Annotated in this window: 23 protein-coding genes; 2 read left to right on the top strand and 21 right to left on the bottom strand. The window is 71.9% G+C overall.

The features are described from left to right. Nucleotides 1–19: 19 nt before the first annotated feature. From GTO19_RS19645 to GTO19_RS19595, 11 genes are read right to left on the bottom strand one after another with little or no spacing between them, the layout of a single operon-like run. Nucleotides 20–739, bottom strand: a complete 720-nt coding sequence (locus tag GTO19_RS19645) for a trans-aconitate 2-methyltransferase (RefSeq protein ID WP_291023957.1) — start codon at nucleotides 737–739, stop codon at nucleotides 20–22. Between the two features lie 30 nt (nucleotides 740–769). Beyond that, a complete protein-coding gene (locus tag GTO19_RS19640) occupies nucleotides 770–1,570 on the bottom strand; it encodes a polysaccharide deacetylase family protein (RefSeq protein ID WP_291023955.1) in 801 nt (266 codons plus the stop codon). Continuing rightward, entirely contained in the window at nucleotides 1,567–2,226 is a 660-nt protein-coding gene (locus tag GTO19_RS19635; protein WP_291023952.1) for a hypothetical protein, read from the bottom strand. Before GTO19_RS19635 ends, GTO19_RS19640 begins: the two co-directional genes overlap by 4 nt. After that, complete coding sequence (locus GTO19_RS19630) at nucleotides 2,223–4,532, bottom strand: MMPL family transporter (RefSeq protein ID WP_291023950.1); 2,310 nt, start codon at nucleotides 4,530–4,532, stop codon at nucleotides 2,223–2,225. The genes GTO19_RS19635 and GTO19_RS19630 overlap by 4 nt, the downstream gene beginning before the upstream one ends. Nucleotides 4,533–4,552: 20 nt before the next feature. Then, a complete protein-coding gene (locus tag GTO19_RS19625; RefSeq protein WP_291023947.1) occupies nucleotides 4,553–5,137 on the bottom strand; it encodes a LolA-related protein in 585 nt (194 codons plus the stop codon). Then, nucleotides 5,134–6,036 carry an acyl-CoA synthetase gene (locus GTO19_RS19620; protein ID WP_291023945.1) on the bottom strand — a complete coding sequence of 301 codons (903 nt, stop codon included), beginning with the start codon at nucleotides 6,034–6,036 and terminating at the stop codon, nucleotides 5,134–5,136. The genes GTO19_RS19625 and GTO19_RS19620 overlap by 4 nt, the downstream gene beginning before the upstream one ends. Then, nucleotides 6,033–7,757, bottom strand: a complete 1,725-nt coding sequence (locus tag GTO19_RS19615; protein ID WP_291023943.1) for an AMP-binding protein — start codon at nucleotides 7,755–7,757, stop codon at nucleotides 6,033–6,035. The genes GTO19_RS19620 and GTO19_RS19615 overlap by 4 nt, the downstream gene beginning before the upstream one ends. Beyond that, nucleotides 7,754–8,410, bottom strand: a complete 657-nt coding sequence (locus GTO19_RS19610) for a hypothetical protein (RefSeq protein ID WP_291023941.1) — start codon at nucleotides 8,408–8,410, stop codon at nucleotides 7,754–7,756. The genes GTO19_RS19615 and GTO19_RS19610 overlap by 4 nt, the downstream gene beginning before the upstream one ends. Next, complete coding sequence (locus tag GTO19_RS19605) at nucleotides 8,407–8,694, bottom strand: phosphopantetheine-binding protein (protein WP_291023939.1); 288 nt, start codon at nucleotides 8,692–8,694, stop codon at nucleotides 8,407–8,409. Before GTO19_RS19605 ends, GTO19_RS19610 begins: the two co-directional genes overlap by 4 nt. 21 nt (nucleotides 8,695–8,715) lie before the next feature. Next, nucleotides 8,716–9,975 carry a beta-ketoacyl synthase gene (locus tag GTO19_RS19600; RefSeq protein WP_291023936.1) on the bottom strand — a complete coding sequence of 420 codons (1,260 nt, stop codon included), beginning with the start codon at nucleotides 9,973–9,975 and terminating at the stop codon, nucleotides 8,716–8,718. Between the two features lie 2 nt (nucleotides 9,976–9,977). Next, on the bottom strand, nucleotides 9,978–10,217 hold the full coding sequence (locus tag GTO19_RS19595; protein ID WP_009520332.1) for an acyl carrier protein: 240 nt from the start codon (nucleotides 10,215–10,217) through the stop codon (nucleotides 9,978–9,980). Between the two features lie 128 nt (nucleotides 10,218–10,345). Here GTO19_RS19595 and GTO19_RS19590 point away from each other — a divergent pair, with 128 nt between their 5' ends. Further along, on the top strand, nucleotides 10,346–11,050 hold the full coding sequence (locus tag GTO19_RS19590) for a phosphatase PAP2 family protein (protein WP_291023933.1): 705 nt from the start codon (nucleotides 10,346–10,348) through the stop codon (nucleotides 11,048–11,050). Here the strand turns inward: GTO19_RS19590 and GTO19_RS19585 are convergent. Further along, nucleotides 11,016–11,957, bottom strand: coding sequence for a patatin-like phospholipase family protein (locus GTO19_RS19585; protein ID WP_291023931.1), 942 nt, complete (start codon nucleotides 11,955–11,957; stop codon nucleotides 11,016–11,018). The two genes, GTO19_RS19590 and GTO19_RS19585, sit on opposite strands and share 35 nt — an antisense overlap. Nucleotides 11,958–12,053: 96 nt before the next feature. Between GTO19_RS19585 and GTO19_RS19580 the strand changes: the two genes are divergently transcribed. After that, on the top strand, nucleotides 12,054–13,103 hold the full coding sequence (locus tag GTO19_RS19580) for an extracellular solute-binding protein (RefSeq protein ID WP_291023928.1): 1,050 nt from the start codon (nucleotides 12,054–12,056) through the stop codon (nucleotides 13,101–13,103). 48 nt (nucleotides 13,104–13,151) lie between these two features. Here the strand turns inward: GTO19_RS19580 and GTO19_RS19575 are convergent, their stop codons facing one another. The 9 genes from GTO19_RS19575 to GTO19_RS19535 all read right to left on the bottom strand — a co-directional run bounded on the left by GTO19_RS19575 (nucleotide 13,152) and on the right by GTO19_RS19535 (nucleotide 23,629). Then, a complete protein-coding gene (locus GTO19_RS19575) occupies nucleotides 13,152–13,856 on the bottom strand; it encodes an SDR family oxidoreductase (protein WP_291023925.1) in 705 nt (234 codons plus the stop codon). Nucleotides 13,857–13,923: 67 nt separating this feature from the next. Further along, complete coding sequence (locus GTO19_RS19570; protein ID WP_291023923.1) at nucleotides 13,924–15,333, bottom strand: sulfite reductase subunit alpha; 1,410 nt, start codon at nucleotides 15,331–15,333, stop codon at nucleotides 13,924–13,926. Further along, nucleotides 15,330–16,349 (bottom strand): FAD:protein FMN transferase, encoded by a 1,020-nt coding sequence (locus tag GTO19_RS19565; RefSeq protein ID WP_291023921.1) that lies wholly within the window; start codon nucleotides 16,347–16,349, stop codon nucleotides 15,330–15,332. The genes GTO19_RS19570 and GTO19_RS19565 overlap by 4 nt, the downstream gene beginning before the upstream one ends. Before the next feature lie 114 nt (nucleotides 16,350–16,463). Continuing rightward, on the bottom strand, nucleotides 16,464–17,327 hold the full coding sequence (locus tag GTO19_RS19560; RefSeq protein WP_291023919.1) for a DUF4198 domain-containing protein: 864 nt from the start codon (nucleotides 17,325–17,327) through the stop codon (nucleotides 16,464–16,466). Between the two features lie 26 nt (nucleotides 17,328–17,353). Next, nucleotides 17,354–17,866 carry a DUF2271 domain-containing protein gene (locus tag GTO19_RS19555; RefSeq protein ID WP_291023917.1) on the bottom strand — a complete coding sequence of 171 codons (513 nt, stop codon included), beginning with the start codon at nucleotides 17,864–17,866 and terminating at the stop codon, nucleotides 17,354–17,356. 14 nt (nucleotides 17,867–17,880) lie between these two features. Further along, a complete protein-coding gene (locus tag GTO19_RS19550; RefSeq protein WP_291023915.1) occupies nucleotides 17,881–18,543 on the bottom strand; it encodes a PepSY-associated TM helix domain-containing protein in 663 nt (220 codons plus the stop codon). A 72-nt stretch (nucleotides 18,544–18,615) separates the two neighbouring features. Next, a complete protein-coding gene (locus tag GTO19_RS19545; protein ID WP_291023912.1) occupies nucleotides 18,616–20,064 on the bottom strand; it encodes an efflux transporter outer membrane subunit in 1,449 nt (482 codons plus the stop codon). A gap of 2 nt (nucleotides 20,065–20,066) precedes the next feature. Then, the gene (locus tag GTO19_RS19540; RefSeq protein ID WP_291023911.1) at nucleotides 20,067–22,073 is read right to left on the bottom strand and encodes a MacB family efflux pump subunit; all 2,007 of its coding nucleotides are present in this window, start codon (nucleotides 22,071–22,073) and stop codon (nucleotides 20,067–20,069) included. Next, entirely contained in the window at nucleotides 22,070–23,629 is a 1,560-nt protein-coding gene (locus GTO19_RS19535; RefSeq protein ID WP_291023909.1) for an efflux RND transporter periplasmic adaptor subunit, read from the bottom strand. Before GTO19_RS19535 ends, GTO19_RS19540 begins: the two co-directional genes overlap by 4 nt. Nucleotides 23,630–23,721 lie beyond the last annotated feature (92 nt).

Below are 23,721 nucleotides of genomic sequence, written 5' to 3'. Positions count from 1 at the left end.
TGGCGGCGAAACGGCGCGTTCAGCGCACACGGCAATACAACATCACATTCGCCAAAGGTTTGTTGCCGCTCATGTCCCGGCTGTCCACCTCGAAGCCCAGCGATTCCAGCTCGGCGCGCCAGTCGGCCAGTGATCGGGCGTACAAGCGGGACAGCCGGTGCCCGCGCGCGAAGGTGACCGCTCGGTCGATGTTCAGGCCCACGTGGTAGCGCCAGCCCGCCGAGGCGTCGCCGATGCGCGTGAGAAACACGCCGCCGCTGGGCAGGGCGTCGCGGATGCGCGCGAGCAATTCGCTCTGGCGCTGGTGGTCCACATAGTGCAGTGCGTCAAGGATGGTGATGGCGTCCGGCCGGCCGAGCTCGGCGCGCGTCATGTCGCCGAGCTCGATGCGCACCACCGGGTGCGTGGCGCCAAAGGCCCGCGACGCGCGGTCCACGTCGCGGCCCATGAGCTCGACGCCGCGCAGGGTCTGGGGCTGCGGTGGTGCCGCCCAGTCACCGGGCCAACGGCCCTGCGCCGCCAGTTGCTGTCCGGCCAGCAGCCAGGCGAACAGGCTGCCCTGCCCGCTGCCCAGGTCGAGCACGCGCGGCGTGTGGCTCAGCAGGCCGCGGCGCAGGATGTCGTGAAAGATGGTGTCGTAACCCAGCTTGCCGCGCGCGTAGTGGTAGGCGAAGCGGCCGCCGGCGCGGAAACGTTCACTGGCATGGTCGACCAGTTCTTGTACGAAGGCTTGGCTCATGTCAGGCAAACGACGCGCGGCGCGCGGGGGTCATGTCAGCGATTGGAACAGGGTCACCGGCTTCAGGCCGAGGCGGCGCGCCTCGGCCATCACGGCGGGCAAGGCATGCAGCAGCACGGCGCGCCCATCGGGCGCGCGCGCGGCGTGGCCATCGTGCAGCAACAGGATGTCGCCAGCCGCGAAGCCGCGCAGCAGGCGGCGCCGCACGGTGCTGGGGTCACCGCTGCGCGTGTCGAAACCGCGGCGCGTCCAGCTCGCGTGCTGCAGGCCGAGGCCATGCAGCACCGGGTCGAGAAAAGGGTTGCGCAGGCCGGCCGTGGGCCGGAAGAAGCGTGGCGCCTGGCCGGTGATGTCGCCCAGCACGGCCTGCGCGGTGGCGATGTCGCGCCGCATGCGGCCCGGGCCGAACAAGGAGAAGGCGTTGGAGTGCCCGTGGCCGTGGTTTTCCACCCGGTGGCCGCGCGCCACGATGGCGCGGCACAGCGCCGGGTGTGCCCGGGCGCGGTGGCCGATGCAGAAGAAGCTGGCGGTGGCACCGAGTTCGTCGAGCGCGTCGAGCACGCGCGGCGTGAGCTCGGGATCGGGGCCATCGTCGATGGTGATGGCGAACTCGCCCCGCGCGGCCGAGGCCGGGGGCAGGTGCGTCCAGTTGGACCCGAGCCACTGGGAGCGCGGCCACAGACCGGCGGCCACCACGGCCGCGTGGTTGGCCACCACGCCAGAGGCCAGCCAGGGCCACCAGCCGGGCTGCCACAGGCCCGCGCCCAGTGCGGCGCCGTGCACCAGCGCGCTGGCGGTGAGCAGTGGCGCGGGCCGCCAGCCGGTCGTCATCGCGCGCCCTCCTCCGCGGCCTGCCACGCCTGGCGGGCCAGGAACGCGGTCCACAAAGTCCGCCAGCAGGCCCAGTCATGCCCGCCGTCGATGCGCAGCACCCGCCCGGGCGGCAGGCGCGCGGCCATGCGGTCCATGCCGTCGGCGAAGCGGTCCTGGCGGCCGTAGCCCATCCATACCACGGGGCGCGGCGGCAGGCGCCGCCACCAGGCCCAGACCTCGAAGGCCGGGTCGGCTTCATCCGCTGCGGGGCCGGTCCAGACGTCCAGCCCGCCCGCGCGTTCGATCGAGTTCCAGGCCAGGCGGTCGCCGGGGTATGGGGCCAGCAGGCACAGGCCGTCGACCAGTTCGGGGTGCCGGCGCGCGCACAGCACGGCCTGCCAGCCGCCGGCCGACAGGCCACCCAGCCACACGCGCCGCCCCGCCTCGCGCGCCGGGCGCAGCCATTCGGCCGCCAGCGCATCGATGGCGTCGGCCCCGTCGTGGCGCTGCGCCTGCAGGTCGATGGCCACCATGTCCACCGGCCAGCCCGCGGCGGCGGCCTCGGCGGACCAGCCCTGTGCCGCCACGTCGGCGGCGGTCATTGCCGCGCCGGGCAGCCAGACCAGGCGCGAGGGCGCCTCGCCCGTCCAGCCTGCGAAGCGCGCGGCGTTCATTTCGGCGCCTCCGCCGGCGTGAGCGCGGCCGACAGCAACAGCGCCAGCACCGCCCCCGGCGCCACCGTGACGCCCACGGCCTGCAGCACCGGTACCGAGGACAGCGACAGCACGCCAAAGCCGATGGCCGTGGTGGCGCAGGCCACCAGCACCGACAGCAGAGCCTGCGGATCGGCCTCGGGGTCGCGGCGCCAGCGTTCGATGAAGAGCGAGTAGTTGGAGCCCACGGCCACGATGAGCAGCGTGCCGATGAGGTGCAGCAGGTGCAGCCGCACGCCGAGTCCGTGCAGCACGGCGATCACGATGAGCACCGCTGCCGCGATGGGCAGCATCACGCCTGCCAGGCGACGCGGGTGGCGCAGCGAGGCGCCCAGCACCAGCACGATGCCCGCCAGCCCCAGCAGCGACAGCGTGATGGCCTGGCCAAGGTACTCTCCGTAAAGCGATTCGAACTCCTGCTTGAGATCGACGAAGTTTGCACCGCTGCCCTCCAGGGCCGCGCGCAGCGAGTCGGCCGGCAGACCCGCGTCGGCTGCGCCGGGCGCCGGGCGCAAGGGCAGCAGTGCCGTCCAGCCGTCGGTGTGCGGCTGCAACAGCGAATCGACCGCGATGGCCAAGGCGGAATCGTCGAGGTCCTCGCGCCGCATCGGCTCGGCCGTGCGCGCCCGTGCGACGGCCTCGACGAAGGGCTGGAGCCGATCGGCCGACAGCGGCTGGCCCTGCAGGGCCAGCGCCAGGTCGCGCTTGAGTGCGTCGGGCGTGGGCAGGCTGCGCTGGCGCTCGCGCTGCAGCGCTTCGCTCGGCAGGAAACGCGCGGGGCTGTCGTACCCACCGATCAGGCCCTGCGCCACCAGGGGGTCCAGGCGCCGGGCCGCCGCCTCGGCGCCGCGCAGCGCGGCCTCGCGGTCGGGCGCGCGCACCACCACCATGTAGCGCGCATCGGGCGCCCCCAGGTCGCCGCGCAGGCGCGCGTCGCGCTCGGCGTCCTCCAGGCTCACGCTGGACAGCGCCGACAGGTCGGGCGCCCACAGGCGGTCGTGCTGCGACACCAGGTAGGCCAGCGCGAGCACGGCCGCGCCCAGCGCCGGCCAGCGCCAGGCCTGCAGCGCCACCACGCGCGGCGTGACCCAGGCAGGCAGCTCGGGCGTGCGCGCCACGTCGTGGCCCGCCATGGCGGGCAGCACCAGCCGCGTCGTCAGGGCCGCGACGAACACGCCCGTCATGGCATAGAGCCCCAGCTGCGCGAGTCCTGGAAAGCCCGCGAACAGCAGTGCGCCGAACCCCAGCATCGACGTGGCCACGCCCAGCCGGATGGTCGGCCAGAAGCGCTGCCGCCAGGCCCCGCTGTCGGCGCGGCCCGTCTGCACGAAGAAATAGATGCCGTAGTCCACCGCCTCGCCCACCAGCGCGGCGCCGAAGCCGGCGGTGATGGCGAAGACCGAGCCGTGCACCTGCCCCACCACCACCAGGCCCGCGAGCGAGCCGCTCGCCGCCGGCACCAGTGTGAGCAGCAAGGGGCGCCAGCGCCGGTACATGAACCACAGCAGCACGCTGATGCCGATCGCGCTGGCCGTGGTAAGCCGCGCCACATCGGACTGGATGGCCGCGCGCGTTTTCACGGCGAAGACGCCGGGACCCGACAACTCGAGACGCATCGCCCCGGGCGCGGAAGCCGACAACTCGTCGAACACCGCCTGCACGCGCTCGGCGGCCCGGGCCTGCCCGTCGGTGTCGGCGCCGGCGGCGCGGGTTTGCAGCAGGAGCAGCGCGCGCTCGCCGTCGCGCGAGGTCCAGACGCCATCGGCCATGGCCGGCTGGCCCTGCGACTGCCAGCCCATCAGCACCTCGACCGCCTCACCCGTGGGATCGGCCGGGAATTGCGCCTTGAACGGCAAGCCGGCCGGCGAGGACACGATGTCGATCGTGTTGAGGATGGCGTCGCGCAGGCCCTCGGGCGTGAAGCGGGTCTCGTCCACCGCCGGGCTGAGCGTGTAGCGATGGCGCTGCAGCAGCGCGAGTTCGTGGTCGAAGGCGTCGAGTTCGCCGTTCTGCACCGACACGAAGTCGGCGTCGGCGGCGAGGCGTTCGCGCAGGGCGCGTGAGCGCTCGGCGCGCGCCGCGCTGTCGCCACCCGCCACGGCCACCATGATCAGACGCGACACCACGCCCTCGCGCAACTGCTCCACCAGCACCTGCTGCTCGGCGCTGGGTCTGGAGGGAAGGAAGAAGGACAGGTCGGTGGTGAATCGCGTCTGCGAAGCGAGCCATCCGCCCAGCGCCATGGCAAGCGCCCAGGCCAGCACCACGCATGCGCGCCTCGCCGTCGTCACGGCTTGCCCACCGGTTCCAGGCGCATCTCGGTGCTGTCACCGTCGGACTGTGTGTAGTCGACGCGGTCCACCGCCACGCCCATGCCCGAAATGACGATCTGCGTGACGATGCCGCGCAGGCGCGCCTGCAGGGGCTCCAGGGTCATCGTCCAGCGCTTCTCGGGCTGGCCCTGCAGGGCCACGCGGTAGTGGCGCTCCAGCGCGGCGCGGTCACCCCGCAGGGTGCTGCGGATGCTGGCGACGAAGGCCTCGACCTCGGGGCGCTGGCTGATGGGCATGCTCATGCGGCGCTGGTCGCGCTCCATCGTCAGGGTGTCCTTGTCGAGCAGCAGGCGCTCGGGGCGTGGGGAGAGCGTGCGCCGCTCCAGCCAGTCGGGTGCGCGGTAGGTCATCTCGCCGCGCGAAACCAGGGGCGCGTCCAGCATGGCCAGGTGGCGCCGCTCGACGAAGCGCACCGTGCCGCCGGGGTGGGCGGCCAGCAGGGCCATGAGGCGGTCGAGGTCGTCGGCCGCCCGCGCGGGTGCCATGGCCGCCAGGGGCAGCAGCAGCGTCGTCAGCAGCCAGAGCCTTCGGGTGTTCATCGTTGCCAGAAATCGAAGAAGTTGAACCAGTTGAACGGCGCCTGCCGGCAGCAGGCCTGCAAGCGTTCGACGTAAGCGGCGCGCGCCTGGGCGATGGCCGCGTCGCGCGCCGCGCCACGGCCTACCGTACCAAAGTCGGCCAGCGGCTCGAACACCAGGCGGTAACGATTCGCACCGAGGTACAGCCCGGCCATGAAGAACACGGGCCGGCGCAGCACCGCGGCCATGCGCCAGGGCGCGACGGGAAAACCGGCGGGTTCGCCGAGGAAATCGTGCACCGCGCGGTCGTCGGCGTCCAGCGAGCGATCGACCAGCATGCCAACGAGGTGCCCCTGCTCCAGCCGCTGCGCGGCCTCGATCATCGAATCGGGCCGGCCCAGCGGCACCACGTCCTGCTGCGCCGCCGGGTTGATGGCACCGAGCGCCGCGCGCACCTGGCGCGCGTTCTCCTCGTACATCAGCATGCTCACCCGCAGCCCCCCGCGGTGGCGGCCCACGCAGCGCAGCACCTCGAAACTGCCCAGGTGCGCGCCCATCAGCAGCACGCCGCCCGACCGCACGGCGTCCATCAGCGCGTCCGCACCCTCCACCTCGATATCGAACAGATCGAAGCGGTCGTTGAGCAGGTAGACGCGGTCGTGCACCGTGGTGGCGAAGCTCAGCAGGTGGCGGTAGCGGTCGCGCCAGCCCGGCGCGCGTCCGGTGGCGCGGCGCAGGTAGGCGGCGCTGGCCGCGCGCGGGAGCGGCGCGAACAACAGGAAGTAGAGCGTGGCGCCGTGCAGCACCACGCGACTGAGCGCGCGGCCGAACCACAGGGAGAGGCGCACCATCAACCGCAGCAGCCAGAGCTGGCCGCGTTCGGGCCGTTGGCGCCATTCCGGCACTCGGGCGGCGGTCATGCCGCAGGCCGCAACTGGCCCGAGGCCACGGCCTCGCCGTCGCGCGTGAAGCTGAAGGCGAATCCGGTGGACGGCAAGGCGCTCAGGTTCAGGCGCAGTGCATCACCCGGCAGCACCGGCCGCAGAAACTTGGCCTGGGGAATGGTCCAGCCGCGTGCGCCGGGCGCGAGCTCGCGAGCCGCTCGCAGGGCCTCGTCGAGCAAGACCACACCGGGCAGGATGGGCCGGCCCGGGAAGTGGCCGGCAAAGGCCGGGTGGTCCAGGGGCACACGCCAGTCGCGCTCGAGCCCGGGCACCGGACCACCCTCCGTGCGGCCCACTGCGGGGCTGAGCGCCTGGGGAGCGGCCCGGCGGCGCTCTTGCAGCACCTCGCGGCGGTGGAGCCCGGCCAGCGCGTCGCGCGTGAGCTTGCCGGTGGCGTTGCGCGGCAGCGCCGGCAACAGCACCAGGGGCCGGGGCAGGAAGATGGCGTCCACGCGCTCGCGCAGTTGCGCCAGCAGATCGGCCGCGCGGCGCCCGGGCGCCACCGCGAAGGCCACGAGCCGCGTGACGGCCGCCGCGTCGCCCGCGCCAGCCGGTTCGTCGGGCAGGAAGAAGGCGGCGTCGATCACGCCTTCGAGCCCCGCGAGCTGGCGGTTGAGGTAGGACAGCGAACTGCGCTTGCCCGCGATGTTGATGAGGTCGGCGTGCCTGCCGTGCAGCAGAAAGCGCCCATCGGCCAGGGGCTCGATCAGGTCGGCCAGGGGCACGCAGCCTTCCACGTGCCCGCCGTCGGCACTCGCCACGTCGCCAGAGAAGCTGAGCCGTACCCCAGGCAACAGCGTCCAGGCCGGGCCCAGCACCGTGCGCCGGCTGGCCAGCGCCGAGGACTCGGTGGAGCCGTAAATCTCGTGCAATTCGGCGCCGCAGGCGGCTTCGGCCTGCTGCGCCAGGCCCTCGGCCAGCGGCGCGGTGGCCGACAACAGGCGCTGCGGCTTCACCGTGCGCGCGGGGGCCGCCAGCCAGTTGGCCAGGTGAAACGGCGTGGTCACCAGCAGGCGCGGGCCCGGCACGGCGGCCAGGGCATCGTCGATGTCCTGCGGAAAGAAGGGCTTGCCCGACCAGAAACTGCAGCCGCCGTGCAGCGCCAGCAGAAAGGTGGATTCGAAACCGTAGCTGTGCTGGATCGGCACCGTGCCCACCAGCACGTGCGGCTCGCGGTCGAGCCCGAGCGCGGCGGCTTCGGCCACGCCGTTGCGCACCAGGCGCCCCCAATGCTTGGGGTGCGGCTGCGGACGCCCGGTGGAGCCCGAGGTGAACAGCACGGCGGCGACACGCTCATCGTCGATCAGGGGAATGTCGGTGAGCGGCGCGCGGCCCGCGCCCGCGCGGGACGGCACGCGCAGCACGGGCAGGCCGGCCGCCTGCGTGGGGTCTGGCGTGTCGACGGCGTCATCGGTGAGGCACAACGCCCCCGGGTGCTCCTGCGCAAGCTGGCGCAGGCTCTGCGGCGCCAGCGACGAGGGTTGCAGGCTCACGCGGCCACGCAGCAGGCCGGCCGCGAAACCCACTGCGAAGCGGTAGCGGTCTTCGCACAGGTTGATGAGATCGCCCGAGGGAGGCAGGCACTCGGCGAAGGCCGTGGCATCGGCGAGGAACTCGCCCACGCGCACCGGCCCGTCGGGGCACCAGGCAAACACCGCATCGAGCGTGTGCACGGTGATCAGCGGTGAGCGGCTCATGGCTGGCTCCGCGGGTCCGCCGGGCGGTGCTGGCCGACGGCGCGCCACGCACGCACCACGGCTGACAGGCTGGGGCGTTCGTGCGGCGGCAGCACGGCGCGCCGGCACAGCACCTCGATCAGGAACACCAGGCCCACCAGCGGCCCGGTGAGCACGTTGGCGTGCAGCGACCAGACCTCGCGCGGCGCGAACAGGAACAGGGCCGTGGACACCAGGGCGTTGAGCACGAAGAACACGGCCCAGACCGCGGTGACCTGGCGCGTGTATCGAACGTGACGCGGCGAGAGATCTCCCTCGCTCACGAAGCGCGCCAGCCGCGTGACCAGCGCGTCCCCCGCGCCCTGCAGGCTGGCGCCGAACAGCGCGGCCAGGGCCAGGTGAATGCCGAGGTGCTGCAGGTAATACAGCAGGGCCACCTGCGTGCGCAGCAGCGGCCACAGGCCCCACAGCAGCGCGCCCACCGCCAGCCAGGCCAGCAGCTTGAGCGCGGGCCGCGCGACCCGCGCGAACAGGATTGCGATGGCTGCGAGGAATGGCGCCACCGCCACCGCGACGTGCCCATCCACCGGCCCGCGTCCGGTGCTGCCGAGGTGCGAGGCCACGACCCAGCCCAGCAGGAGCAGAGCGGACGCGGCAGCGCGCAGAACGTTCATGTCGTGCGGTGACGCGCGATGTGCGCCGCGAGCGAACGCGGGCTGGCGAAGATCGTCTGGTTGTGCTCGTTGTCCGAGCGCATCTGGAAGCCGTAGCGCTTGGAGATGACCAGGGCGATCTCCAGCATGTCGATGGAGTCCAGGCCCATGCCCTCGCCATACAGTGGCGCGTCCGCGTCGACGTCCTGCGCGCTCAGCTCCAGATTGAGCGCCTCGATGATGAGCTGCACGAGTTCGGGAAGCAGTTGCTCCACGGCTTCGGGGTTGACGGTGTCTTCCTGCATGAGGGCGCTCCGGGGGAAAGTTCAATGAGGCGGGGCCGCGAACGCCAGCACGGCGTTGCTGCCACCGAAGGCGAAGGAGTTGGACAGCGCCACGCGAATGCCGCTCACGCGCCGGCCCTGTGGCACATGGTCCACCCCCTCGCACGCGGGGTCGAGCCGGCCCGCCAGATGGGCCGTTGGCGGCACCGCCTGCTCGCGCAGGGCCATGGCCGTCACGATGGCCTCGATGGCACCCGCCGCGCCGAGCAGGTGGCCGTGCATCGATTTGGTGGAACTCACGGGCAGGCGGGCGGCGTGCGCTCCGAACACCTCGCACAGCGACTGCACCTCGATGGGATCGCCCTCGGGCGTGGCGGTTCCGTGTGCATTGACGTAGTGCACATCGTGCGCGCCGATGCCCGCGTCGTCGAGCACCGCGCGCAGCGCGCGCACCTGGCCGGCCTGGTCGGGCCGCGCGATGTGGGCGTGGTCGCAATTCGTGGCAAAGCCGATGAGCTCGCCGTGGATGCGCGCGCCACGCGCCACGGCGCGGTCCCAGTTCTCCAGCACCAGCGCCGCGCCGCCCTCGCCGAGCACGAGGCCGGTGCGGTCGGACGCGAAGGGCCGGCAGGCGCTGGGCGAGGTGTGCTCGTCGCCGCGCGCCATCACACGCATGGCCTCCCAGGCCTTCACCACGCTGACCGAATGGCACACGTCCGAGCCGCCGGTGAGCATGACCTGCGCCTCGCCCGATCGCACGCGCCGAAAGGCCTCGCCGATGGCCATGGAAGCGGACGCGCAGGCGGCGGTGTGGCTGCTGCTCACACCGCCCAGGCCGAGCTGGATGGAGATGTGCGCGTTGGCCGCGTTGTTCATGCCCATGACCACCGACAGCGGCGAGACGCGCTCGCGCCCCTTGAGCCAGAGTTCACGCGCGCCGCGCTCGTGCGCCGCCAGCCCGCCCAACGCGGTGCCCCACAGGCAACCCCAGTTGGCGCGATCGCTGCCATCGTCGGCCGCCTTCACCGCCAGCCCGGCGTGGCGCCAGGCCTTGAAGGCCGCGGCCATGCCCAGTTGCGAGAAGCGCTCCATCATGGACGCCAGGGGCTTGCCCAGCTCGCGGTCGGGCTCGAAGCCCGCGCAGCGCACGTAGGGCAGGCGCAGCGGGCGCGGCTCGTCGTCGGTGACCATCCAGCGCACGGCCGATTCGCCGGCCCACACCCGTTGAAAGAAATCCTCGAGATCCCCGCCGTACGGGCTCACGAGTCCCAGGCCGGTGATCGCGACGCGGTGTCGCGCCATGCTCACTCCGTCTTGGTCGCCGCGAGCGCGTCGATGACGGCCACCATGTCCGCCACCGTCTTCGGGGGCGTCTGGTCGGACGAGATCTCGATGCCCAGCCGGTCCTCGGCCTCGAACATCAGTTCCGCGAGCATGAGCGAGTCGACGCCCAGTTCGCCCAGCACGGCTTCGGGCACCACGGCGGCTTCGGCCACGCCGAGGCGATCGACGAGAAACTGGCGGATCAGTTCGATGGCGTTCATGGGGGCCCGAAAAAAGTGCGGAATTATAGTGAGCGGGTCCCCGAGAGCCCCCGGGCGTACCGCCTGCATGGGGGATGTCATCGGCCTCGGGTACAGTGGCGCGGCCCCGCCAACGGAGTGTCGCCGCCTTGACCCCTTCCCCTCCCCCGGCCTGGACACGCAGGGTCGTCGATTGCTTTTTCGCCCTGTGGCCGCTCAAGGCCCTGGGCACCACCGCCTTCATGGTGCTGTTCTTCCATGCCTACTTCTGGGTGCTGAAGAACCCGTCCACCGAGGCGTTCGAGCTGCCCCTGATGGCGCCGGACCACTGGGTACCGTTCACGCCCGCCGCCGTCTACGCCTACGGCTGGCTCTGGGTCTACGTGTCCGTGGCGCCCGGCCTCGTGGCGGGCTTTCGTTCGCTGCTGCGTTATGGCGCCTGGGTGGCGCTCATGTGCGCGCTGTGCCTGGCCATCTTCTGGATCTGGCCCACGCGCACGCCGGTGTTCGATATCCACTGGGTCGCCTACCCGCAACTGGCCTTCCTCAAGGGCATCGACGCGTCCAGCAACGCCTGCCCTTCCCTGCACGTGGCCGCGGCGGTGCACGCGGCCTGCTGGCTGCACTGGCGCCTGCAGGCCCTGGGCGCGCCGCCATGGACGCGCTGGGCCAGCGGCCTGCAGTGCCTGGCCATCGTGTGGTCCACGATGGCGATCCGCCAGCACGTCTTCATCGACGTGGCGTGCGGCGCCGCCGTGGGCCTGCTGTTCGCCTGGCTGTCGATCCGCTCGCAGCGGCGCGCCACCGTGGGCCGCGCCGCTACAGCGAGCGCCGCATCGCCAGCAGCGCCTTGAGTCGCGGCAAGGCCGCGCGCATGGCCTGGCGCCCGGCCTCGATGGCGCGCTCGCGGGAGGAGAAGTCCGCGCCGCTCATGCCGTTGAGCACCGGCTGCACCACCAGGTCTGCCGCGGCCAGCTCATGGCGGTTGATGCTCTGGCCCATGATGGCGAAGGTCTGCAACAGCAGCTCGAGGTTGCCGCTGGCGCTGTTGGTCTCGGGCACGCTGGAGATGTCCACCGCGAGCACGATCTCCGCGCCCATCTCGCGCGCCTGGCGCACCGGCACCGGGGCGGTCAGGCCGCCATCGACGTACTCGGTGTCGCCGATCTTCACCGGCGCGAACACGCCCGGCACGGCACTGGAGGCGCGCACCGCAAGCGCGGCATCGCCCCGGCGGAACAGCACGCCGCGGCCGGTGCGCAGGTCGGTGGCCAGCACGCCCACGGGCAAGGCCATGTCCTCCAGCAGCTTGCCGTCGATGGCGCGGCGCACGTAGCGCGTCAGCGCCTCGCCGCGCAGCAGGCCACGGCCCAGGATGGGCAGCGACCAGTCGGCGATCTCGGCCTCGTGCATGCCCATGGCCAGACGCTCCAGCTCCTTGCCCGGCATGCCGCTGCCGTAGAAGCTGGCGACCATGCTGCCGACCGAGGTGCCGGTGAGCAGGTCGGGGCGGATGCCCACGCGCTCCAGCTCCTGGATCACACCGATATGCGCGAAGCCGCGCGCCGCGCCGCCGCCCAACGCCAGTCCCAGGCGCGGCGCCCGCGTGAGCGTCACGGGCGGCGTCGGCGGCGTGACCCCCACGGGCGGCGCCGTCTCGGGCGGCGGAGGGGGCGTGAGGGCACAGCCCGTGAGCAACAGGATCAGCGCGCAAAGCCACGCCTGACGTCCCGGGAACCAATTGATTTGCTTAAGAATCATTCGCGTCTCTGCTAGCATCCACCGCCGCCGTCCAGCGGGTGCGGGATTGTCCCAAAGCGCGGGGCGGCCAACCTCTTCCCGAAACGAGAGACCACCATGAAAACCACCCGTTACATCGTCTCGGCCCTGGCGGCCGCCGCCACCTTGGCTTTCGGCGCCGCGCAGGCGCAAGAGAAGGTGCTCAACATCTACTCGGCCCGCCACTACCAGACCGACGAGGCGCTGTACAACGGATTCACCCAGGCCACCGGCATCAAGATCAACCGCGTGGAAGCGGACGACGCCGGCATCGTGTCGCGCCTGCGTGCCGAGGGCGCGGCTTCCCCGGCCGACATCGTGCTCATGGTGGACGCCGCGCGCATGGCCGCGGCCGACGCCCAGGGCCTGTTCCAGCCGATCAAGTCGAAGAAGCTGGACGACACCATTCCCGCCACGCTGCGCGCCGCACCGACGCCCGACGGCGTGACCTGGACCGGCTTCTCCACCCGCGCCCGCGTGATCGTCTACGACCCGGCCCGCGTGAAGGCCGAGGACGTGGCCACCTACGAACAACTGGCCGACCCCAAGCTCAAGGGCCTGCTGTGCACGCGCACCGGTTCGCACCCCTACAACATGTCGCTGTTCGCCACCGTGGTGGAGCGCCTGGGCGACCAGAAGGGCGAGGCCTGGCTCAAGGGCCTGGTGGACAACCAGGCGCGCGCACCCAAGGGTGGTGACACCGACCAGATCCGGGCCGTGGCCTCGGGCGAGTGCGGCGTGGCCATCGCCAACAGCTACTACATGGCCCGCATCCTGAAGTCGGACAAGCCCGAAGACAAGGCCGTGGCCGAGAAGGTGAAGGTGGTGTTCCCGAACCAGGGCACGTCGGGCACGCACGTGAACATCGCTGGCGCGGCCGTGGCCAAACACGCCAAGAACCGCGACAACGCGGTGGCCTTCATGGAGTACCTGGCCAGCCCCGCGGCGCAGAAGTACTTCGCCGACGGCAACAACGAGTTCGCCGCCGCCAAGGGCGTGAAGCTGGACAACCCCGCGCTCAAGGCCATGGGCGGCGACGACTTCAAGCTGGAGACCGTGCCGCTGGCGGCCGTGGCCAAGAACCTGACCAAGGTGCAGCAGATGCTGGACCGCGTCGGCTACAAATAAGCCGGTCCGCTGCCCAGCAAAAGCCGCGCGATGCGCGGCTTTTTCGTTTCACACCGAGCGCGTCAGGCCGCCATCCACCCGCAGGTTCTGCCCCGTGATGTACGCCGCGCCGTCCGAGGCCAGAAACGCCACCGTGGCCGCGATCTCCTCGCTGGTGCCGTAGCGCCGCATCGGCACGCTCTCGCGCCGCGCCTCGGTCGGCGGCAGGCTGTCGATCCAGCCCGGCAGCACGTTGTTCATGCGCAGGTTGTCGGCCGCGTAGGTGTCCGCGAAGACCTTGGTGAAGGAGGCCAGGCCCGCTCGAAACACCGCCGAGGTCGGGAACATCTCGCTCGGCTCGAAGGCCCAGGCGGTGGAGATGTTGATGATGGCTCCGCCCTTTTGCCGCTGCATGTGCGGCGTCACCAGCCGCGTGGGGCGGATCACGTTCATCAGGTAGGTGTCCATGCCCCGGTGCCAGTCCTCGTCGCTGATCTCCAGGATGGGCCCGCGCGGCCCGTGGCCCGCGCTGTTGACCAGCACATCGATGCGGCCCCAGCGCGCCAGCACCCGATCGACCAGCCGGGCGAGGTCGTCGGTGGACTGGTTGGACCCCGTGACGCCCACGCCGCCCAGTTGCTCGGCCAGCGCTTCACCTTTGCCCGATGAGGACAGCACGCCCACGTGAAACCCCTCGGCCGCCAGCCGCCGCGCCACCGCCGCGCCCATGCCACTGCCACCCGCGGTGACCACCGCCACTTTGCCTGTCGCCATGTGCTTGCCTTCCGTGTGGGGGAAAGCGCCGCATGCTACCCGCGGATCGCGGGCCGTGCCCAGAGCCTCAGTACACGTCGCGCCGGTAGCGGCCTTCGGCCGCCAGCGCCTGCAGCGCCTCCTCGCCGAGGGTCTCGCGCAGCGTGCGATCGACCTCGCCGGCCATGCCCTCCAGGCTGCCGCACACGTAGATCGCGGCGCCATGCCCCACCCACTCGCGCACGGCATCGGCCGCGTCGGCCAGCGCGTGCTGCACGTAGCGGCGCTCGGCCTGGTCGCGCGAGAAGACCCAGTCCACGCGACCGAGCCAGCCCTGGTGCGCCCAGGCCTCGATCTCCTCGCGGTGGTGCGCGTCGCAGGCCGACTGGCGCTCGCCGAACAGCAGCCACATCGGCGCCACGCCATCGGGGCGCGGCACGCTGGCCGCATCGGGCAGGTGCCCGGCCTCGGCCAGGCGCCCGCGCATGTGTCCGCGCAGGCCCGCCAGGCCGGTGCCGTTGCCGATGAGGATGAGGCGGCGACGCGCGTTGTCGCCAATGCGGAAACCGCCGTGACCCCGCACGCGCAGCATCAGCGTCTCATCGAGCGGCGCGCCCTCGGTGAGCCAGCCGGACGCCAGGCCCGGGCTGCCATCGGCCCGCCGCGAACGGCGCACCAGCAGGTGCACGGCGCCGTCGGCCGGCACCGAGGCGATGGAGTAGTCGCGCGGCTCACCGGGCGCGCCGGGCACCTCCACCTGCACCAGGTCGCCGGCCTGCCAGTCGGGCAGCTCGCCGGACACCGGCACCAGTTCCAGGTGGTGCACCGGCTCGCCCGCGCTGCCGGGGTTGAGGTGGCGGCGCGCGCGCAGGCGCCAGGGCTGCAGCGCGGGGGCCTCCCAATCGGGCAGGTCGCTGGTGCCGGCCAGGTGGGCCAGGTGCTGGCGCCAGCGGCGCAGCGCCTCGGGGTCGCTCTTGTCGACGTCGATGCGATCGAACAGGGCCTGCGCGCCGCGCGCCGTGAGCCAGGCGTCCAGCGCGCGGCCGAAGCCGCAGAAGTGCGCGTAGGTGGTGTCGCCCAGCGCGAGCAGGCCCACGTGCAGGTGCGACAGGCTCACTTCGGCCGAGGCCATGACCTGGCGCGCGAAGCGCGAGGCGCTGTCGGGCGGGTCGCCCTCGCCGTAGGTGCTGGCCACGCACAGCAGGCGGTCGGCCCGCTGCAGGTCGGCCAGGCTCAGTTGGTCGAGCGGCGCCAGGCGCACGGGCACGCCGGCCGTGTGCAGGGCCTGCGCGGTCTGCAGGGCCAGTTCTTCGGCCTGACCGGTCTGGCTGGCGTAGGTCACCCACCAGGCGGGCACGCCGGGCGTGGCGGGCAGCAGCGCGGCCACGCGGCGCCGAGCCGCGGCCTGGCGCCGGCGGTGCTGCCAGGCGAAGGCCGCGCACAGCAGGGCATAGGCGACCAGAACGGCCAGGGCGCAGGCGATCTTGTCCGGGCTCATCCAGCAAGGCGCTCCATCGCGCTCGTGAGGGTTTCGGTGAGGCAACCGTCGGCCTCGCGTTGAACGAACAGGGCCGCGATGCCGTGCGCTTCGGCCAGGGCCAGGCCCTGCTCGCGGCCCGCCACGGTGAGTGCGGTGGACCAGGCGTCGGCCCACAGGCACTCGGCGTGCAGCACGCTGACCGAGGCCAGGCCGTGCGCCACGGGCTGGCCGGTGCGCGGGTCGATGCTGTGCGGCAGGCGCTGGCCGCCGTGCAGGTAGGCGCGGCGGTAGTCGCCGGAGGTGGCCACGGACAGCCCGTGCAGCGCCACGCGCGTGGCGCGCGGCACGGCGTGGCCTGCGGCCACGGGCGGTGTTTCCAGATCCACCCACCAGGGCATGCCGTCGGGCCGCAGGCCCTGGCCACGCAATTCGCCACCCACCTCAACAAGCGCGTGCGCGATGCCGAGTTCGCCCAAGCGCCGCGCCACGCGGTCCACCGCGTGGCCCTTGGCGATGGCGGAGAAGTCGAGCCGCAGGCCGCCGGGTTGCGTCGCCTCGCGCGCGGCCGCGTCGAAGCGCAGCGCGCGCCAGTCGGTGCCGGCCAGCGCGGCGTGCACGGCATCGGCACCGGGCGGCACGAAACCCGGGTCGGTGTAGCGCGGCGCGGGACCGAAGCCCCAGAGGTTGACCAGCGCACCGGCGGCCGGATTGAAGGCGCCCGACGAGGCCTCGGCCAGCCACAGCGCGGCCGCGAGCACCTCGGCGAAGGCCTCGGGCAGCGCGCGGCGCATGCCGGGCGGCGCCGCGTTGAAGCGCTCCAGGTCCGAGGTGGGCAACCAGGTACTCATCTGCGCCACGACGAGGCCGAGCTCGGCCTCGACGGCGGCACGCACCGCCTCATGGCGCGCCGCGTCGCGATCGGCCCACAGCACCTGCCAGGTGGTGCCCATGCTCTCGCCGCGCAGGCGCTGCACGCGCGCGCCCAGCAGGGGCGCGGCGCCAGCAATACGTTCGGGAACCAGCACGCGGGTCATGGAAGGCGGGCGCCACGCTCGAGGTGCCCCATCGGGGGCGGCGCGGAACCGGCTTCGCCGGGCCGCAGCCGCCGCCCCCTTGAGGGGGTCGCGCGAAGCGCGGCAGGGGTGGGCTCAGTCCGGAAGAACTTCCAGGGTGAGGCTGTAGTTCGAGCGGCGCACCGGCTCGGCCAGCGTGCCGGCCGGGCCGGTGGGCGCGGCGGGCGGCGCGCCTTCCACGCGCGGCGGGCGCGGGGGCGCCACGTTCACCCAGTACATGCCGGCGGCCGGCCACTTCACCTTGATCTCGCCATTGGCATCCGTGTCCATGCGGATCTCGCCGAGCTCGCTGCGGTAGCGCAGGCCGCCCAGGATGATCGTGGCCGAGTAGCCCGCAGCGGGCTTGCCGTTGTCGAGGAAGCGGAAGGTGGCCATATCACCCTCCACCAGATCGTTCGGGTGCGTCACGGCCACCAGTTCGATGCCCTTGCCCGTGGGCTTGAGCGCGTCGGTGCTGGGTTTGCCGCGCGTGACGAAGGTCTCCACGCGGCTGCTGTTCTGGCTCACGCGCAGGTCCGTCGCGCCAGCCGGGATCTCCTTGGCCAGCGACTCGGCGTCGCCGCGCAGGCGCCTGGTCTCGTTGCCGACCTTGAAGCTGGCGATCATGCCGTCGTTGACGAGCGCGATGCGGTACGTGCCCTGCTGCTCGAGCTTGACGTCGAACACGCTGCGGTAGCGGCCCTTGGCCTGGTTCTCGGCTTGCACGGGCTGGCCGTTGGGGGCGATGACGACGAGGTTGTCCAGGCCGGCCGCGTTGTGCTCGTAATAGAAGATGTCGTTGGAGACGGCAGCGTCCACACTCACCCAGGGCTGCTGGCCCGAGTAGACGGTGCCCGAGGGCAGCAACCAGGCGCGGTGCGCGTGCGCGGCCATGGGGAGGACGAAGCTGGCGGCGGCGGCCAGGGCGAGCGCGCGGGCGCGAAGGGACATGTTCTTCATGCGGGGGCTCCGATCGGGTCTGGGGTTCAGGGTTTGACGGTGACGCTGACGGCACCGAGTTCGTGCTGGCCGCTGGCCTGCGTGGTGGTGGCGCCCTTGGGTGGCCACACGAAGGGGACCTTCACCAGTTCACGTCCGCCCACCTCGCGCGCGGCCTCCAGCACCACGGTGTACTCACCGGGGGCCAGCTTGCCGAGAGCGGCGTCGTTGAACTGCACGCTGTGCTCGCCGGGCGCGCGCGTGGCGCCGCTCAGGCCGTCCACGGGCATCGACAGTTCGCGCCCGCTCTTGCGCCACCAGGCCCGCATGTCCTTGAGCCACTTGGTGCCTTCGTTGTTGCGCAGCTTGATGTCGTACCAGACCGCGAGGTTGCTCACGAAGGACTGGTCGGGCTTCTCGATCCAGATGGCCACGTAGGGGCGGTGGTACTCCGCGACGGTGAGGCGCGGGATCTCGACCTTGAGCGCCATGTCGGCGGCCACGGCGGGCCAGGCGAGGCCGGCCGCGGTGAGCGCGGCGGCGTAACGGATGGTCGTCATGAGACGGAAGCTCCTTAGTGGATGAAGAGGATCACGAGCAACAACGGGATCACCAGGCCCGCGCCCACCATGGGCCAGGTGCTGGGCCGCGCGCTGGCGTGGAACTTGAGGATGAACAGGCCGGTGATGCAGAACACCAGGCAGGCCACCGAGAAGACGTCGAGGAACCACTTCCAGGCCAGGCCGGTGTGGCGGCCCTTGTGCAGGTCGTTGAAGTAGGAGACCCAGCCGCGGTCGGTGCGCTCGTACTCCACCGCGCCGCTCTCGCGCTCGATGCGCAACCAGGCGTCGCCGCCGGGACGCGGCAGCGAGAGGTAGACCTCTTCGGGCGACCATTCGGCCTCGGTGGTGGGCAGGCTCAGGTCCAGCTCGCGGCCCAGCCAGGCGCGCACATCGGGCGGCAGCGCGGCGTTGGCGGGCTCGTCGTCCTTCACGGTCAGCGCGGCCTTCAATTCGGCGGGCAGCTCCAGGGTCCTGGTCTGCACCACCGGCGTGGCCGGGATGTCGGCCGCGTGGTTGAGCGTGATGCCGGTGAACGCGAACAGCAGCATGCCGATGAGGCACAGCGCGGAGCTGATCCAGTGCCACTGGTGCAGGGTCTTGAGCCAATAGGCCCGGTTGGACGCCGCCGGGGCGGCCGAGGGAGGTTTGGCGAGGGCGTCTGACCGGGTGTTCACAGTTTGCAAATTATAACTATTCTCATTTAGATAAAGCAGCGAACTGCCCTCCTTTTCGAGTGCGTCGCACCGTCAGGACAGGGAAGGACTGGCGACCCAATCGCCGCCCAGCGCCTTGTACAGATCCACCGCGGCCGTCAGGCGCGACAGCTTCTGCGTAGACAGCGCGTCCAGCGCCGAGAACAGCGTGCGCTGCGCGTCCAGCACCGACAGCAGGTCGCCGCTGCCCTCGCGGTAGCGCAGCTCGGCCAGCTCCAGCGAGCGCCGCGCCTGCGCCACCAGCTCGCGCTGCAGCGACTCCTGCCGCTCGCTGCGCGAGAGGTTGCCCAGGCCGTCGTCCACTTCCTTCAAGGCGGTGCGGATGGTCTTGCCGTAGTTCTCGATCAGCACCACGCGCTGCGACTCGGTGGTGCGCACCTGCAGGCGCTGGCGCCCGCCGTCGAAGATGGACTGCGCGAGCGACAGGCCCAGCGACACGCTGCGCGTGGGATCGGCCAGGCTCAGCAGCGCCGAGGTGCCCAGGCCCACCGAGCCCGAGAGCGACACACTGGGCAGCAGCGCGGCGCGCGCGGCGGCCACGTTGGCGTCGGCCGCGGCCAGTTGCGACTCGGCCGAGGCCAGGTCGGGCCGGCGCGTGAGCAGCGTGGACGGCAGGCCCGGCGCGAGCGTGGGCACGCGCAGCTGCGCGAACTCACCGGTGGCGGGCGCGTAGCCCTGCGGCACGCGGCCCAGCAACAGGGCCAGGGCCGACGCGGTCTGGCGCTGCTGCAGCTCCAGCGGAATGAGCGCGGTGCGCGCCGACAGCACGGTGGCGCGCTGCTGCGAGACCTCCAGCGCGGTGGCCACGCCGTTGCGCTGGCGCGCCTCCACGATGCGCAGCACGCGCTCGGCGATCTCCAGGTTCTGGCGCGCGATGTCCAGGCGCTCGCTGGTGTTGAGCCAGAGGAAGTAGTTGGACGCCACGCCCGACAGCAGCGTCAGGCGCGCGGTGCGCCAGTCGTGCTGGCTGGCGGCGAAGGAGGCCTCGCCCGCGCGCACGCCGGCCGCGATGCGGCCCCACAGGTCGAGTTCATAGCTGACCGACAGGCCGGCGCTGGTGGATTCGCGCGAGGTGGACGGTGTGTCCGCCGCATCGCTGCGGCCAGTGGAGGTGCTCAGGCTGCCGCCCACCGAGGGCAGGCGCGCGATGCCGGCCTGCTGCAGGGCGATGTCGGCCTGGCGCATGCGCTCGATCGCGATGCGCAGGTCGGCGCTGCCGGCCTGGGCTTCGTCCAGCAGTTGCACCAGCGCGGGCGAGCCGAAGCCCTGCCACCAGGCGGTGGTGAGCGCGGGTGCCTCCGCCGTCGCGGCGGTGGCGTCCCATTGCGCAGGCATGTCCACCACGGGGCCGCGCGCCGGGTCCTGGGTGACGGCGCAGGCTTGCAGCAACATGGCGAGGAACACCGCGGAACCGGCTTTGCCGGGCCGCAGGTGTTGCCCCCTTGAGGGGGTCGCGGCTTCGCCGCGGCGGGGGTGTTTCATGTTCATTCGGAGGACAGGGCAACGACAGGATCCAGCCGCGCGGCCTTGCGCGCCGGCAGGAAACCGAAGATGAGGCCGGTGGCGAAGGCGCAACCGAAGGCCAACACCACCGGCGCGACGGAGAACTGCACGGCCGTGCCCGTGGCGCCCACCACGGCGGCCACGCCCAGGCCGACGAACACGCCGATGACGCCACCGAGGGCCGAGACCACCAGGGCCTCGATGAGGAACTGCTGCAGGATGTTGCGCGTGCGCGCGCCGATGGCCTTGCGGATGCCGATCTCGCGGGTGCGCTCGGTCACGCTCACCAGCATGATGTTCATGATGCCGATGCCGCCCACCAGCAGCGAGATCGCGGCGATGGAGCCGAGCAGCACCGTCATGGTGTTCTGCGTCTCGGTGGCGGTGTCGATGATGGAGGCCATGTTGCGGATCTGGAAGTCGATCACGCCATGGCGCTCGGCCAGCAGCGACTCCACCGCCGACTGCGTCTCGTCGATGCGGCTCACGTCCTGCACCGCCACGGTGACGTTGCGCAGGAAGCGCTGGCCCGACAGGCGCAGCTGGCTCGTGGCGTACGGCACCATGACGATGTCGTCCTGGTCGTCGCCGTTGGGCGAGGCGCCGCGCGCACTCATGACGCCGATCACCTGGAAGATGAGGTTGTTGACCAGGATGTACTGGCCCAGCGGCTCCTGGCCGCCGGGGAACAGGGCCTTGGCCACGGTTTGGCCGAGCACGGCCACGGTGGCGTATTCCTGCTCGTCCTCTTCGCTGAAGAAGGTGCCGCGCGCCACCGGCCACTGGCGCGCCAGCGGAAACTTGGTCGAGGTGCCGCGCACGCTGCTGGAATAGTCGGACTCGCCGAAGCGCAGCGTGACGCTGCTGGTCTGCTCGGGCACGGCGGCCAGCACGTTGGGCACTTCCTTGTCGATGGCCTGCACGTCGGCCAGCACCAGGGTGGCGATGTTCTGGAAGCCGCGCTGGTTGGGCGCGCCCGGGCGCACCAGCAGCAGGTTGGAGCCCATCGCGCTGATGCGGTCGATCACCTGCTGCTTGGCGCCGTCGCCGATGGCCAGCATGGCGATCACCGAGGCCACGCCGATGACGATGCCCAGCAGCGTGAGGATGGCGCGGAACACGTTGGCGCGCAGCGCGCGCAGCGCCGTCTTGGCGGCCTCGGCCACGTCGCCCAGGTGCGAAATGCGGCCGCGCCTCGGCGTCCAGTCGCGCGCGAGTTGCGCGGCCTCGCCCTGCGGCGGGCGCGGGCCGGGGTCGGCCACCACGTCGCCGTCCTTGATCTCGATCACGCGGTGCGCGTGCGCGGCCACCTCGGCCGCGTGGGTGATGAGGATCACCGTGTGGCCCTGCGCGGACAGGTCCTTCAACAGGGCCATCACGTCGGCGCCGCTCTTGCTGTCCAGCGCGCCCGTGGGTTCGTCGGCCAGGATCACGCGCCCGCCGTTCATGAGCGCGCGCGCGATGGACACGCGCTGCTGCTGGCCACCCGACAGTTGGTTGGGCCGGTGGTGCGCGCGTTCGCCCAGGCCCAGCGACTCCAGCAGCTCGGCGGCGCGCGCGTGGCGCTCGGCCGGCGGCACGCCGGCATAGACCGCGGGCACCTCCACATTGTCGGTGGCCGTGCCGGTGGCGATGAGGTTGTAGCTCTGGAACACGAAGCCGAAGGCGTCGCGGCGCAGCTCGGCGAGCTCGTCGCGCTCCAGCTCGGACACGTCGCGCCCCATGAAGCGGTAGGTGCCGGTGGTGGGCTTGTCCAGGCAACCCAGGATGTTCATGAGCGTGGACTTGCCCGAGCCCGAGGCGCCCATGATGGCGACCAGCTCGCCCGGGTAGATCTGCAGGTCGATGCCGTGCAGCACCTCGACCGCGAGCTCGCCATTGCGGTAGGTCTTGGTGATGCCGCGCAGGTCGATCAGGGGCAGCACCGCCTCGGGCGGCGTGCCCGAAGGCAGCACCGCAGCGTCGGGGGCGGCGGGCAGCTGTGTCATCGGCGGGCTCCGGCCGGCGCGGCCATCGGCAGGCCACCCGGGCCGCCAGGGCCACGCATGCCCTGCTGGCCCAGGGGCGAGCCTTGCTGGTTGCTGCTGTTGTTGCGCGGCTCGGTTTCGCGCGTGCCGGCCACCACGCGCTCACCCTCTTTCAGGCCCGACAGCACCTCGGCGTGCACGCGGTTGCTGATGCCGATGGTGACCTCGCGCTCTTCGATGGTGCCGTCGTCCTTCATGACCTTGACCTTGGCCTGGCGGGGGCCGCGCGCGCCACGCGGGGCGGGCCCGGGCTGCGCGGCGGCGGACGGCGTGGCCGCGCCGTCGCGGCCCTGACCGGCCGCTTCACGCTGGGCGCGGCGCTGCTCACGCAAGCGCTGACGTTCCTCGGGCGAGAGACCCTCGAATGCCGCTCGGTCCATGCGCCGGGGTTCAGCGGCCGCCGCGGGCGGCGAGGCGCCCTTGTCGGCCTGCGACGCCGCGGCCGACGGCGGAACGGCGTTCGCCACGACGGGTGCGTTGGCGCCACCGCCCTGCCCCGCGCGCTCGCGGCCCGCCGGCCCGCCGCGCTGCAGGGTCAGCGCCGACATCGGCACCACCAGCACGTCGCGTGCCTCGGCCACCACGAAGAACACCTGTGCGGTCATCTGCGTCATCAGGCTGCGGTTGGGGTTGGGCACCTCGAACAGCGCGTTGTAGAGCACCACGTTGTTCGTCACCGTCGGCGTGGGCTCGACCTTCTTGAGTTCGCCGTAGTAACGCCGGCCCTGCCCGCCCAGGGTGGTGAAGTACACCGGCATGCCCTGGCGCAGCTTGCTCACGTCGGCTTCGGACACCTGGGTCTGCACCGTCATCACCGACAGGTCGGCGATGCGCAGCAGCGTGGGCGCCTGCTGGTTGGTGTTGAGCGTCTGGCCCTGGCGCGCGGTGATGCTGACCACCGTGCCCGCCATGGGCGCGAAGATCTTCGTGTACTTGAGGTTGGCCTCTTCCACCCGCATGCTGGCCTGCACCTGCTCCATCTGCGCCTTCAATGAATTGATCTGCGCGCGCGCCGTGCGCGCGGCCGTTTCGGCGTTCTGCAGGGCCTCGGCGGTGGTGGCCTCCTCGGCCATCAGGTTCTTCTGGCGCTGCAGGTCGCGCTCGGCCTTCACCAGGTTGAGCTCGCGCTCGGCCATCTGGGCCTGCTGCGAGCGCAGTTGCGCGCGGCTGGCGTCCACGCGGGCCTGCGAGGTCTCGGCGTCGATCTCGGCGAGCAGGTCGCCCTCCTTCACTTCGGTGCCCACCTCCACGTGCAGCTTGCGCAACTGGCCGGACACCTGCGCGCCCACGTCAACGTAGTCGCGCGGCTGCAGCGAGCCGGTGGCCGCCACCTGGTCCTCGATGTCGCCGCGCTGGATGGTGGCGGTGATGTAGGTGCTTTCCTTTCTGGCCCCAGGGCCCCATTGGAACCACCAGGCCGCGCCGCCGCCGCCCAGCAAGGCCAGGCCCGCCAACGCGATGAGCGCGGTGCGCCAGGGGTGGCGGCGGAGGGAGGAGGTCTTCTGTTTCTGGTTCATGGTTCGCAGGCGGACAGCCGGGTTCGGCAATGCTGGGGGCGGATCTTGCGGGGCAAATATGGAAAGAAAACGCACGGCGTGCGAAGCCCGCT

This window comes from Hydrogenophaga sp. (assembly GCF_011772445.1).
Taxonomy (GTDB): domain Bacteria; phylum Pseudomonadota; class Gammaproteobacteria; order Burkholderiales; family Burkholderiaceae_C; genus Hydrogenophaga.
Note: the sequence above shows the minus strand (reverse complement) of the source record. Positions and strands in the feature narration are given on the sequence as shown.